Annotated in this window: 11 protein-coding genes; 10 read left to right on the top strand and 1 reads right to left on the bottom strand. The window is 43.2% G+C overall.

What is annotated here, in order from left to right; all coding sequences use genetic code 11:
* Window positions 1–94 precede the first annotated feature (94 nt).
* From NST38_RS22345 to NST38_RS22320, 6 genes are all read left to right on the top strand, one after another.
* Complete coding sequence (locus NST38_RS22345; protein ID WP_076252768.1) at window positions 95–1111, top strand: ABC transporter substrate-binding protein; 1017 nt, start codon at window positions 95–97, stop codon at window positions 1109–1111.
* Window positions 1112–2143 carry an NAD(P)/FAD-dependent oxidoreductase gene (locus NST38_RS22340; RefSeq protein WP_076252767.1) on the top strand — a complete coding sequence of 344 codons (1032 nt, stop codon included), beginning with the start codon at window positions 1112–1114 and terminating at the stop codon, window positions 2141–2143.
* A 296-nt stretch (window positions 2144–2439) separates the two neighbouring features.
* Window positions 2440–4113: a ParB N-terminal domain-containing protein gene (locus NST38_RS22335; RefSeq protein ID WP_076252766.1), complete on the top strand. Its 1674-nt coding sequence runs from the start codon at window positions 2440–2442 to the stop codon at window positions 4111–4113.
* Window positions 4110–5039 carry a ParB/RepB/Spo0J family partition protein gene (locus NST38_RS22330; RefSeq protein ID WP_076252765.1) on the top strand — a complete coding sequence of 310 codons (930 nt, stop codon included), beginning with the start codon at window positions 4110–4112 and terminating at the stop codon, window positions 5037–5039. Before NST38_RS22335 ends, NST38_RS22330 begins: the two co-directional genes overlap by 4 nt.
* A 154-nt stretch (window positions 5040–5193) precedes the next feature.
* Window positions 5194–5592: a hypothetical protein gene (locus tag NST38_RS22325; protein ID WP_076252764.1), complete on the top strand. Its 399-nt coding sequence runs from the start codon at window positions 5194–5196 to the stop codon at window positions 5590–5592.
* Window positions 5546–6325, top strand: coding sequence for a hypothetical protein (locus tag NST38_RS22320; protein WP_143781269.1), 780 nt, complete (start codon window positions 5546–5548; stop codon window positions 6323–6325). The genes NST38_RS22325 and NST38_RS22320 overlap by 47 nt, the downstream gene beginning before the upstream one ends.
* A gap of 592 nt (window positions 6326–6917) precedes the next feature.
* Here the strand turns inward: NST38_RS22320 and NST38_RS22315 are convergent.
* Window positions 6918–7892 carry an ABC transporter substrate-binding protein gene (locus tag NST38_RS22315; RefSeq protein WP_341344067.1) on the bottom strand — a complete coding sequence of 325 codons (975 nt, stop codon included), beginning with the start codon at window positions 7890–7892 and terminating at the stop codon, window positions 6918–6920.
* A 204-nt stretch (window positions 7893–8096) separates the two neighbouring features.
* Between NST38_RS22315 and NST38_RS22310 the strand changes: the two genes are divergently transcribed.
* From NST38_RS22310 to NST38_RS22295, 4 genes are all read left to right on the top strand, one after another.
* Window positions 8097–9947, top strand: coding sequence for an AraC family transcriptional regulator (locus NST38_RS22310; RefSeq protein ID WP_341344066.1), 1851 nt, complete (start codon window positions 8097–8099; stop codon window positions 9945–9947).
* Window positions 9948–10121: 174 nt separating this feature from the next.
* Window positions 10122–10664: a CueP family metal-binding protein gene (locus tag NST38_RS22305; protein ID WP_076252760.1), complete on the top strand. Its 543-nt coding sequence runs from the start codon at window positions 10122–10124 to the stop codon at window positions 10662–10664.
* Window positions 10665–10839: 175 nt separating this feature from the next.
* Entirely contained in the window at window positions 10840–11841 is a 1002-nt protein-coding gene (locus tag NST38_RS22300) for an ABC transporter substrate-binding protein (RefSeq protein ID WP_076252759.1), read from the top strand.
* Window positions 11838–13886, top strand: coding sequence for an iron ABC transporter permease (locus NST38_RS22295; protein ID WP_076252758.1), 2049 nt, complete (start codon window positions 11838–11840; stop codon window positions 13884–13886). The genes NST38_RS22300 and NST38_RS22295 overlap by 4 nt, the downstream gene beginning before the upstream one ends.
* The last annotated feature ends 56 nt before the right edge of the window (window positions 13887–13942 follow it).

Raw genomic sequence — 13942 nt, 5'->3', positions numbered from 1 at the left:
AATACGCACGATATGCTATGGAAGCAATACTTCTTATTTGATACTATTTGATAATAATTATCATTATCAATATACATAAGGGGCGAAGTATATCATGTCACGAAGATTTAAAGGGTTGGGCATCATGCTGTTGGTGATTAGTGTAATGCTGGCGGCATGTTCCGGTGGAACCAAGGAAGAGAATGCTACAGCTGGAACAGCAGGTGCTCCAACTGAAGGAGTAGCGAGTACTGCAAAAGAAACAGCGACTGAAAGTGGGACTAAGGTGGTGAAGGATCAGTTTGGAGAAGTAACGATTCCAACTCATCCTCAAAACCTGGTTGTGTTTGATTCGATCTATGCCGAGTATCTGATTGAAATGGGTGTTACACCCCAAATCGTTTTGTTAACTCCCGAGGTTGAAGCGGAATACCGCCCTGATTATTTGAAAGAACATGGAGTCCAGATCATTGAAGTTGAGCAATATCAATATAATTATGAGCAGTTGCTTGCGTTGTCACCGGATATGATCCTTGCAGCTGGCGAAGGTATGGAACAGGGTGTATATGATGAATTGTCCAAAATCGCTCCTACGGTGGCACTGGATGCTAACAGTGAAATGAAACGTGCTATGCCAAAGCTGGCTGCCATATTCGATAAGACCGAAGAATCTGCCAAAGTACTGGCTGAATTTGATGAGAAAGCCTCACAAGCGAAAGAGAAAATTGCGGCAGCCCTGGGAGACAAGACCGTATTGGTTCTCCGGGTAGAGCACAATCGTTACCGTTTCATGGGTCCCAAAGGAGGAAGCAGCAGTGTTTTCTTCTATGATATCCTGGGTCTGAATAGTCCTGAAGCGATCAAAGACTCTACAGATTGGTTTAGCCAGTTCTCCCTGGAATTCTTGCCTGAGATGAATCCGGATTATATTTTCCTGGAAGACAGAACCCTCGTAGGTTATGACACGAAGAAATCTATGGAAGATCTGAAAGCAAGCCAAGTGTGGTCGAATCTGGAGGCTGTGAAAAATGATCATGTCTTCCCGTTGAAGACAAGCCAATTCGTATCGGGTGTGGGTCCGATTGGATCTGTAAAATTGATGGACTATGTTGTTGAAAAGTTGGTGCCTTAAATGACAACGGAGACACAATTGGATATCTACGATATTACTATTATTGGTGGTGGGCCAGCTGGCATGTATGCCTCCTTTTATAGTGGCATGAGAGCCATGCGTACCAAGATCATCGAAGCCAAACAGGAACTGGGTGGATTCATGCGTACGTACCCGGAGAAGCTGATCTGGGATGTGGGCGGGATTGATCCGATTCGCTGTGAGAAGCTGATTGAATCGCTGGAGAGACAGGCGAGAACGTTCGATCCAACGATTGTGTTTGGGCAGGAAATTGCTGAGCTTGAACGACGTGAGGATGGTGTATTTATACTCATTTCCAAAACAGGGGAGCGTCATTACACACGTACCATCCTGTTATGTGCGGGCAGAGGCATGACTCAGGTGCAAAAGCTGGATATCGAAGGTGCCAATCGGTATGAGCTGACCAATCTGCACTATACGATAACCGATCTGTCCCGATTTGCCGGGAAGCGTGTTCTGATCTCGGGTGGCGGCGATTCCGCGATTGATTGGGCGAACGAAATGGTCGATCTGGCGAGGGAAGTTATTGTGGTTCATCGACGCCATGAATTTAATGCACATGAGTCACAGGTTGCGCAAATGAGGACCTTTGCCGAGGTGATGACACCCTATAGCATCTCTCGGTTGTATGGCACAGGAGCGCTTATTGATCGTGTGGATCTTGCTCATGCAGAGTCTGGAGAGATCAAACAGATCGAAGTGGATGAAGTTGTTGTAAGCCATGGCTATGACCGGGACTTCGGCAATCTCGTACAGTGGGGACTCGCGCGCGAGGATTACGGCATATCGGTGGATGAACGGATGCGTACCAGTATTCCCGGCGTATTTGGAGCAGGGGATTTTATCACCTATGGCAGCAAGGTCCGGCTAATCGCCGGTGCCTTCAACGATGCCGTGCTTGCGGTGAACAGTGCCAAGCGGTATCTGGAACCTGCTGCTTCCGATATGGCGGGTGTATCCTCTCACAATGCCCGGTTTTATGAAAAAAACAAAGCTCTCTCCAATACGTAAAACTGCATATGCATAAAAGATAACATGTCCTAGCAAGAAGCCCGATTTGTGTCGAGATCTCTCTCAAACACGCATCGGGCTTTTTTGTGAGAAAATCGTGTGTTTCTCATAATGAAAGAGCTATAGGGTGATTATCAATCAAGAATTAAATTATTTCTATGAGAACCTAGATAAGATATTTTGTCATAAAAACCACGTTACTGTTGATTAGTTAGAACCTTTGACGAATGAAAGATTTCCCTCAACTATTAAATTATAATCATAGAAATGATGATATCGGAGAGGGGGACTTGCATTTGATTCAGCCTCAATCCACAGAGATAACAATAGAAGAAGTCATAGATCAGCATGCTAAAAACGTAAAAAGAACAGCAAGAAGATTTTTCTACTCTAGAATGTTATACGACAATTGGCTATTGGACGATCTCACACAACAAGGCTATTTAGGACTTATAGAGGCGTATTCGAAATTCAATTTTAAAAAAGGAAAAGAGTTTTTCTGGCGTTATGCTTATAAATTTGTAAAGGGAAGAATGATAGAGTTTACAATACAACACTACAATATTGTACGACCTAGCCAAAAAATAAATAGCATAATCCTTAAAATAATGAGTCGAAATCTACTAGGAATGTCACCAGATGTTATTTCCCAAGAACTCGGATGCTCCCACAATATGGCCGTTCAAGCTTTGCATTTTTATGTAATTAGGCGTCAATTATACTTATATGACTCAATTAATTCAAAGCAAGAAAACCAAGATGAAAGACAGCTTATAGATGTGATTGCGGTCGAAGAAAATCAGGATCAAATATTTAAAATCGAAAGTGTAGGAAGCTTTTCTACAATAGAACAGAAAGTTGCTGACAAGCTAATAGAAGGCTACAGCAGAGAGAATATAATAGAATATTTTACGATCTCCGCAGCTCAATTAAGAATGAATATTGATGAAATATTAAGAAAATGCGATTTCGATTACCAAAAAATTATTAATAGAAATGAGGCGTTACTATTGCAAATTTCAGCACTCAATCTAAATGGTCAACCACAGCAGAAAAGTGATGATAATTTTAAATGGGTGCCAATTGAATATATTTTTGCTAATCCCAGTAACCCCAGAAGAGATCTAGCCGTCGACACAAATCAATTACAACAAATAATAGAAACAAAAGGTTGGGAAGAGCCAGTAACGTGTTATAAGAAAGGAGAGTACTACATTTTATTGTCTGGACACCGTAGATGGTATGCAGCAAAACAATTAGGGCATGACAAGATGCCTGTATTTGTAGTGGAGGCTCCTATTACATCTGCTGAGGAAAAAGATCGTTTAGGCTCATTACAAAGTACGCAAGTGGAATGGACACCATATGAAATAGCGAAAAACATACACGATCGTTGGATATTCAGCGGTGGTATTGCTTATAAAGAGTTTTCAAAAAAAATAGGAGTACCTAAAACGAAAATTGCTTCTAAAATCCGCGTTTACAAATATTATTTACGTGTTGAAATCGAAGATAAACTGAAAAATGGCATGTATTCGATTTCTATGCTTGACTACATCATTACCTGGATTAAGCGATTGTGTGAATTTCATCCTAACTTGGTGAAATCGCTAGATGAGGATTTTATAAGAAATCAAATGTTGAAAAAATACGAAAACAAATGTTTTAATAGCAACATTATGAATGATAGAAATTTCGTGTGTAATGCTAGTGAAAAAGAGATTATATCGTTTCTGTCGGACACTACCAAAACGTTGAAACAATCAGAGATTGAGATGACGATCAAACGTTCGGGAAAAGATGATAATTACAACGGAATTTATAAAACAATGGACGACTCGATAGCAACTGTTCAAAAAATCGAATGTAAGGATCGTAAAGAAGCACAAATATTAATAGACGAATTAAATGATTTAATGGAAATGTTAAAGAGTAAGAGCCTTGAATTACAAGGAGGGAGATCGACTTGAGTAACTATTCCAATTTGATAATGGCAGATATAAAGGATGTTATACCAAATCCGTTGAATCCACGAATGGATAACACAATTAAAACTGATGAATTACAACGAGTAATTAAAGAAAAAGGATGGGAGGTTCCGATAACATGCTATGAAAGAGATCATAAGTATGTAATTCTATCAGGTCATCGAAGATGGCATGCAGCAAAAAAGTTAATGCAAAGAACAATTCCAGTGTATCTAGTCGAGCAGCCACAAAGTATGGAAGAAGAACAAGAAAGATTAGGATCAGTCCAAGGTGGTAAATCAGATTGGAGTGTATATGAATGGGCTAAGCACACTTATGATATGTGGATTTATTGGGAAAAGTGTTCGTTTAGTGAGCTCGCACGCAAAATGAACAAAAGTGTTGCTTTTGTATCAGCAAGAGTAAAGGTATTTAGCTATTATCCACATTCTGAAATCGAACAAAGTTTAAACAATAATAAAATATCAATCTCCGCACTAGCTTGTTTAATACAATGGTTGAACAATTTAAATAGATTAAAGCCTGAAATAGTAGAAGATCACAAATTGGATACAGTGAGGACAACAATGTTGTCCAAAATTGAGCGGGGATTAGTTGGAATATTGGATCTTAAAGCGGACTCATTTATCCACAAAGCCAACGCTGAACAATTAAAAAGTTTTTTAGTAGATCCTGATAAGAAGTTATCTGACGCACTTCTTGAGATCGATGGGGATAGTATGAGATATCGAGGGAAAAGTAAAATTAATACTTATGTTCAGGATATAAAAAACGCAAAAGATATTTTTAAAAGAATAAGTTTTACTGGTAATGAGCATGAACGCATAAGATTGCAGGAAAGAATAGAACAATATTCAAACGCAATCTTACGTCTGAAAACTGATTTGAAATTATATATTGATAATTAGAAAACTAAAAAATAACCGTGATCCCTTTTGGGAATCACGGTTATTTTTTATATCTGAGAATTTAGACAGATGAAATATAATCTGTTCTAAGAAATGGTATAATATTGTCGAATAACATCAAAATTTGTTCACTAAAAATTGATGGAGGTAGCAGATGAAAAAAATGAATAAGTTTATATCTTCTCCTCTTGAGTTTGAGGTCTTGGAGCATGATCAGGTGATTGCCAAAGTGAAATTGGATTATAGCAAACAAACGGTTGATGTATGGCAAGATAAAAGTGTATCTCCTGTTTTTCTCCCTTTTCCAAGCAAGTCCAAGGTAACCGTAGGAGATGTACTGGATTACTTCGAATCTAGATGCTTCCCTCGCACCAGACACCATGCTGATAAAATTTTGCAATCATTGGGTCTGAATGATTATGTAGCTTCGGAGATCGTAAAACAAACCCATGGTGTGTTATATGATGATTATGTCTGGATTCGATTTTCTAATGAGGAGTTGTCTTGTGCTGATGTCCATCCCCGTTTTGCAGGTGAGCAAGGATTCTCGTAAGACTTTTGTCAGTAGCAGCAAGGGAGACCAATTAAAATGGAAAATTGAGAATAAGTGGGGAAAAGCTAATAAATTTGGTTATGAGGGACTGGCGGAGTGGGTAGCTTTCGAGCTAATTAGTCGATCCAACATTCCATCAGGACTTATAGTTCCTTATACACAGTGTGTTCTGATTGAGGAAAACGTTGAATATCCGGGGTGCTATTCTGAAGATTTTCTGCAGCCGGGAGAGAGTATCATTACTTTGCATCGCATTTTGGAGAGTTATGGTGTAAAATTTGATGATTTACAGCAAGGACAGAGCACACGAGATTCCGTGCTTTTAGTTGTTGATTTTCTCAAGGATGTATTGAAATTAGATACGCTAGAATACTTCTCAATCATGTTACCACTGGACGCTATTCTGCTAAATGAAGACCGACATTTGAATAATATCGCTTTTATACATGGTCCTGATGGATATAGACTCTGTCCACTTTTTGATCATGGTCTAAGCCTTTTGTCAGATACAACAGACTATCCGCTAAGCATGCCAACAAGTATTGCACTGCGCAAGATTAAGGCGAAGCCATTTAGCAGTGATTTTTCAAAACAAGCACGTGCGCTGGAAACAAATCTTCGATTTGATCGATCTTCAGTTATTCAATTCATTGAACAGCATGATCAAGTTCTTGGGAGAGTTGCTCAAATTCTAAGATCCCAGATTCGAAAGTATGAACACTTAATTGTGTAACTAGATAAAATATATCGACGTATCCTGATTGAAAATAGCGACATATTCAAACCAAATAAAACAGCGCCACCTGAATCGTTCTGGTGGGCGCTGTTTGTGTAATCTTTTTTGAGCTGGATAAAGAGTCTTGAACCCCAGACTGCCGATCTTGGCGAATGGATAGATGATTTTCTGAGGAACTCAGGACATCTTATTTGGCCTTCAGCTCCTCTTTTTAAATTGTAAGGAACATCAGACACGTTATCTACCAAAATTCCCTTATAAAAACACTGAAAACGGCTTGTTAATCGGATATAGAGTGTCTCAAGTTCCTTAGATTTCTGTAGGCGCTTCAAACCGTTGAATAAGACGCCTCAGATTCGTTAGCGCTCGTTCCATGTTTTGATCTAACCGGCGGCGAGCCTAGAGGACGACCATGAATTCCGCCCAAAGCGAAGCTTTTCATTGTAAGGGAGAAAATCTGCTTTTACGACGTCTCAATCCTTGCTCGCACTTGAAGGGCACGTTCTCACACATTCAGGATTCAGTGCGCTTGCCTACGCTGAACACGTTCAGGTTCGGTTTCGGGCCTCACTAGAATTGAAAACTCGCGCTAATTCAGCTCAGTCTGTCCACTTGCGAGTCGATCTGCGATCTCTTCGGCTTGTAGAATGGAGGTATAGGGATCAGCAGTGAAATATTTATGAATATCCAGTTTGTAGATATGGTCGTTCTGCACCGCAGGCAGATTGTCCCAGACGGTAGGCAACAGGGAGTGATCTTTCGTGCCTTCTGTAACCATCATCAGTAGGTAATCACCTACATACTCTCCAAAGACCTCCGCGCTAGCTTCCAGGTTTTCTTTGCCTTGGTCCAGAAGATCTGATTTTACCTTGGGTGCCGGAGTTAGTCCAAGCAATTCATAGGCTGCTCTTCCACCACGATTGGCGCTGTTGCCGATAATGGCTGGGTTCTTCAAAAAGTTAAAATCGGCAACGGTGAAGGTGGCACCATCCGGAATGACACCTTTAATTTTGGCCTGAGATGCTGCGATCCGTTGTTTAAATGATTCGTTCCAAGTTATAGCTTCTGCTTCGTGGTTCAGAATCTCGCCCATGGCTGTCACTTCTGCTTCCATGGAAGCATACTGATCGGGTACGAATACGACAGTCGGAGCGATTTTGGAATAGGTCTGAAATTTCTCCTGGTCCCATGTGATAATCAGATCCGGTTCCAGCTCTACCATTTTCTCAAGTGAAACCTCACTGTGGTTACCCAAATCCGCGCTATCCACAAGTTTGTCACGCAGGAATACTCCATAATCCAGCAGGCTACTCGGCACACCAACTGGTGTTACGCCGACAGCCAGAACATGTCCTATATTCCAATCAACGACAACCCGCTCCGGGTTGAGGGGGACTGTAACGTCTCCCATCATCGTGGAGAGTGTTCTTGTTTGCGGTGCGGTGTTTCCTGTTTCTGTCGCCCCAGGTTTCACGGTCTCTTTCTGGGTACAACCACTAATGAATACGGCCATGATCAGCAAAACAGGCAGGGTGATACGATACCAAGCTTTCTTAAACAACATGACGAACCCTCTTTCTAATTGATAATGATTTTCATTTAATATAACTCTAGAGACAATCTAACGATTGCACAATAACCAATTCGGAAGCGGAAGCATAACCATTTCAGAACTCAATCGACAGGTTGAACTGAGAATGATTATCATATATGATGAGGCGAAGCTTTGGATGTGGTAACGAGGAAACACAAAGAAAGGTCCATGACGATGAACATAGAAGAATACGGGGCATTATGGGAGCATATAACAATCCGATTACTGGATATTCGGATTATGACCGTTAACATCAGTGAAGATCCTAATACGTGGACGCTTCCCTCGAATGCTTTTTTACTAATTACGAATGGCAAGGGGAAGATCTGGCTTGGTCAGGCGATGCATCACATTAAAGGGACATATATTCTGCACGCCTCCAAAGGAACGCGCCTGGATTGTCTGGCTAAGAAGCCGATGGAAATACATATGTTGTCTTATTCGTCACCAGAGTCAGAGAAGCCAAATACTGAAAGATCCCAAACATATACTGGGTCGGAGTCTTTGCAAGTAAGTTTTGGTTTTGAACCAGCGTGTCCATTGCCATTAATTGAAATCATGCAGTTGATATACAGACAATGGAATGAACTACAGTCAGCAGGCCGGATTCAAACCAAGGCGCTGTTCTACCAATGGCTCGCCGAGATGCTGAAACAAATGCAGGAGCAGAAGTTTAACGATGCTAAGCTGGATCGGGTAGATCAAGCGGTGCATTATATGAAACGTCACTTCGGGGAACCACTCAAGATAGAACAGGTAGCTGAAATGCTGAATTGTAGTCCAAGGTATCTAAATCAATTGTTTCAGCTTCAATTAAATACGAGTCCCAGCCGTGTGCTGTCACAGATTCGGATGGAACAGGCATTAAAACTACTGGTGAGCACGAATGGGACCTTACAGGAAATCGCGGAGAGAGTAGGCTATGAGAACGGCTACACGCTAAGTCGTTATTTCAAGAAACATTATGGTGTATCTCCTGAGTTTTACAGAAAGCGTCGAGAGTGCAGTGCTCCAGATGTAGCCCTGCAAACATTCCAACCACTTGCCGTTCTGGAAAGTCATTATTCGGGATGGAGCGAACGAACGGTACCCATACTTGAAGCCGACCAGACCTGGCCAGAACAGGAGATTGTAGATTTGAAAGGAGTCCAAGTGAGGAAACCCCCAGCGCCCGCGGTACCAAGAGCCAGAACTCGGATGCTTGCCACAAGCATGGGCGAGATTACGATACCTAACAAGCCTAGCCGTGTTGTCGTCGACTGGAATTTGGGAGAAGTACTGGCATTGGGAGTGACGCCTCTTGGAGCGCCGCATTCACTCATTGAAAGTAACCAAATGCTGGAGCCTTATATCTATGATCAAGTACAGGATATCGGCAATCATAATTTTATCTCGCTCGAAAAAGTGCTTGAACTGGAGCCCGATTTGATTATCACCTGGAATCCTGCTGCCTACGCTTCCTATGCCAGAATTGCACCTACGGTGGTCTATGGAGAGACTGGTTACGGCTCTGTCGCGGAGGAGATTCGAGAGATGGGACGTATTCTGAATCGCCAGACAGAAGCCGAAACATGGATTAAGGAATACGGGCGGAGAGTACATACTTTGCAGCAAACGATCCCGGGCAAGGTCTCCGCAGAGAAGACATCTACCGTCATTGATCCGAACTGGGGAGAACATATTACCCTTGTGGGAAATACGGGAACTCGTGGAGGTAAGGCAGCCTACGGGTTACTGAACTTGAAGCCAGCAGGCAAGGTTCGCCAGGAACTATTGGAGCCGGGCCTGGAATACCTGGATATTGCGCGGAGTGCGGTAGGTGGGTACCTGGAGGACTACCTGTTGGTGTTGGATAATGGTCCAAGACACGGACTTGATCAAGCTTCAGGCAAACCATGGCAGAAGTCCATCGAGACAGATCACTGCCGGATTATTAGCCTTGACTGGAATAGATATTTTCTATCCGACCCGTTGTCTGCGGTACTTCAAGCCGAGGAAATGGCAGACCGGATTATGGCATATTAATTGTCGCTCACGCAATGAACTGTAAGACTTATCGACCAGATATCATACATATATGCATATCCCGAAATGAACCAACCATATATGTGAATATCTGGTGAATTTCTCTATGTTTAAGTCCATCATAGTTTATTCTCTATTATACTTAATGAAAACGGACGAGGAGATGGACTCCAAATGAAGAAACAAATGTGGATCATTGCAAGTGTTGCAGTTGTGATTGTAATCGGAACCTATCTGTTTGCAAGCAATACGGGCAAGGATGAGGCGGGTACAGCCAATGCGCCCAACATCCGAAAATTGGTGGAAGATATCAGCACAGGAAAAGAGACACCGGAATCTGCCTCCATCAATGCTAAACAGTTAATCGTCACCGATCAAGATGAAAAAACCATTACATATGATTTGCCTGAGAACGAATTTTTCCTTTCCATTGCACCCTATGTGGACCAGACCCATCCCTGTGCAATTCATAGCTTGACCGGTTGTCAGGGGGAAATGAGCAATAAGGAATTCAGCGTTACCATTCACGATTCTCAAGGCAACACTTTTATGAAAGATGCAGTGATTAAGTCTGGTGCGAACGGATTTATGGATTTTTGGGTGCCTAGAGACAGAACCTATCTGATTCGTATTGTTGGAGATGGAAAGGTTGCAGAAACGCAATTGTCTACATACGAAAATGATAATACATGCATCACTACGATGCAGTTGAGTTAAGAGCAATCAATAGAAGGGAAGGATGGCATTTGAGCTATCCTTTCCTTTTTTATTTGATAAAAGAATGGGAATAAGGTACTTTCCATTGACAAAAATCCATTCCTACGGCATAATCCAATAGTGATAATGATAATTGTTATCATATAAATACATATTAACAGGGGAGAAAAGAGATATGAAAAAAGGGTTGAATGGACTGTTGATTATGCTGGCCTTTGTGCTGGTTTTGGCGGGTTGTGGTAAAACCACGACTACAACTGATACAAGTCAAGGTAGTGACTCGGGTAGTGCTCCGGCTGAAGAGACAGCAGGTCCTGTTACCGTGAAGCATAAACGTGGAGAGCTTAAGCTGGACAAGCCAGCAGAACGTGTTGTTACGCTTGAATGGACATATACGGAAGATGTTGTTGCCCTGGGTGTTCAACCAGTAGGTAACGCAGATAACGCTAACTATAAAGTGTGGGTAACATCCGAAGCAGCACTGGATGACAGTGTAACGGATATCGGAACACGCAGTGAACCAAATCTGGAAGCTATTGCTGCATTGAAGCCAGATCTCATCATTGCTAATGCAGATAATAACACAGCGGTCTACGATCAGCTTAACGCGATTGCCCCAACTATTGAATATGATCCGTATGATGGTGACGGCTATGATTATGACAAGATGACAGAGATATTTAATAACATTGCAACAGCTCTCGGTAAAGAAGACAAAGCAAAAGAAGTTCTGAGTAATCTCGATCAGCACTATGTAGAAGCCAAAGAAAAACTGGCTGCTGCGGGGAAAGAAAACTTCAACTTTGCACTGACACAAGCGTTCACATATCAAAATGCAGTCAGCCTGCGTATGTTTACCGATAACTCGGTTGTGATTGGTACTTTGGACAAAATCGGACTGGTTAACGAATGGAAGCCGGATAAAGTTGAGAACTATGGCTTCTCTACAGTAGGTATTGAATCCTTAACCGATGTAAAGGACAGTAACTTCATTTATATTACACAACCAGACGATGACGTCTTTGGCACAGCCATGAAAGATAACTCGGTATGGAACGGACTGAACTTTGTGAAGGAAAAACGCACATATCAACTCGATAGTACAACATGGACATTTGGTGGACCGATCTCCTCCAAAGTATTGGTTGATGGGGTAGTCGAGGCGATTACCAAATGAGTTCGGTTCAAGGATCTAAGCCAGCTATGAATTGGCGCACAATAAGCATATATGGGGGCGGTCTAACCGCTCTCATCGTGCTTTTTTTTGTAAGTCTGTGTTATGGAGAAGCTTCCATTCCTTTGCATGTCGTTTGGGACGCTCTTACAGGTAGACAGGATTCATTAGAGCACAATATGGTTTGGGACTTGCGCATGCCGCGTACAGTGATCGGTATTCTTGCGGGTGGCGCACTGGCTGTTGCGGGCGCTTTGCTGCAAACGATTACTCGTAATCCATTGGCTGCTTCAGATACGCTGGGCATTAATGCAGGAGCGTACTTTGTGGTGGTGCTGGGAGCTATCGCTTTTCCAGGCGTGTTAAGTCAGTCGCCTTTTCTTTTCGCAGCACTAGGTGGTTTGCTGGCAGCATTTGCGGCTTATTTCATGGGCGGCGGACGAACATCAAGCCCGGTTCGACTTGCGTTGTCCGGTATGATTGTATCGATGGTGCTTGGTTCATTTACGAGTGCATTACATATTTTTTTCTCCATGGAGACACAAGGGTTGTTCCTTTGGGGCTCCGGAACACTTGTCCAGAATGACTGGAGTGGTGTGTTTTATGCTTTGCCTTGGGTGGTTGGTATTACCCTTCTCGCGTTAATCCTGTCCAGACAGTGGGATATGCTGGAGTTGGATGAATCAACAGCCTCTTCCTTGGGACAAAAGGTTACATTGGCTCGTGCAGTAGGGTTAATTCTTGCTGTATTGCTGGCCGCTGTGATTGTAAGTGTAATTGGGCCGATTGGCTTCGTGGGACTGGTCGCACCACATCTGGTTCGATTGAGTGGTGTACGTTCTAATCGATTACTTTTACCCGGTGTGTTCATATGGGGCGCAGCGCTCCTGGTTGGAGCAGATGTCCTCGCCAAGATGGTGCATAACTCCAGCATGGAACTGCCAACGGGTGCTGTTATGGCGATCATTGGTGCACCGTGGCTCATCTGGCTTGTTCTTACACGCATGAAGGCTGCAAACGGATCAGGCATGTCAACTTCAATGAGCACAGGAGGAGCTGCGCGTCGCTTTGCATTTGGCCCGATGGCTGTATTATTCTCAGTCATAACGGTCGTGCTTATCTTGCTCAGTACGATGTTTGGCGGTATGCGAATTCCCCTGGCCGATTGGTTACCAAGTCTGTTCCAATCGGATGGACTGTTCTCCGCGCTGATTCAGCTTCGGATTCCGCGTACACTTGTTGCCGCAGGTGCAGGAGCTGCACTGGCAATTAGCGGTGTGCTCATTCAGATGGCTGTACGTAACCCGCTGGCAGATGCTTCAATTGTTGGTGTGTCCTCAGGTGCAGGGCTTGGAGCGATGATGGTCATCATCTTATGGCCGGGTCTTCCGATATACTTGCTGCCAATTGCGGCAATCATTGGTGCAGCCATTGCTGCAGTGGTGGTGTTCTCCCTCGCCTGGAAGAAAGGACTGAACCCTTCGGCGGTTGTGTTGCTAGGGATCGCAATGTCTGCCATTGCTGGAGCAGGTATTCAGATTCTGATTGTCCGTGGTGCGGTATACGGTAGCAGCGGATATATCTGGCTGACAGGAAGCACCTATGCTCGTACCTGGGAACAGGTGAGGGTTATCGGATTATTTTTAGTTATTTTGGTACCGGTGGCTTGGTGGCTGGCGCGCAGATTCGAACTGCTGGTATTTGACGACAATAGTGCATCCGGGCTTGGTCTCGGAGTACGTCGTACACGTTTATTAGCCATGACAGTTGGTGTATTACTTGCAGCAGGTGCGGTTGCTTGTGTAGGAACCGTTGGTTTTATCGGCCTGATTGCACCACATATGGTTCGGTTACTGACGGGGAATAAGTTAAGACGTTCGATGTTCCTATCCGCATTAGCGGGTGCAGTCATGCTGGTGCTCGCCGATACAATCGGCAGAACCGTCATGGCACCGACAGAGATTCCATCAGGCATACTCATTGCGATCATCGGAACGCCGTACTTCCTGTATCTGATGTATCGTTCCAACTGGCGCAAGTCTGTATAAAAAGTTCAGACCTGAAGCCTGCTCCCCGAGCAGGCTTTTTGCTGTAACTTGGCACC

The organism is Paenibacillus sp. FSL H8-0104 (assembly GCF_038050215.1).
Classification (GTDB): Bacteria; Bacillota; Bacilli; order Paenibacillales; family Paenibacillaceae; genus Paenibacillus; species Paenibacillus amylolyticus.
The sequence above is the reverse complement of the archived record's forward strand: the minus strand, read 5'-3'. Positions and strand labels throughout refer to the sequence as shown.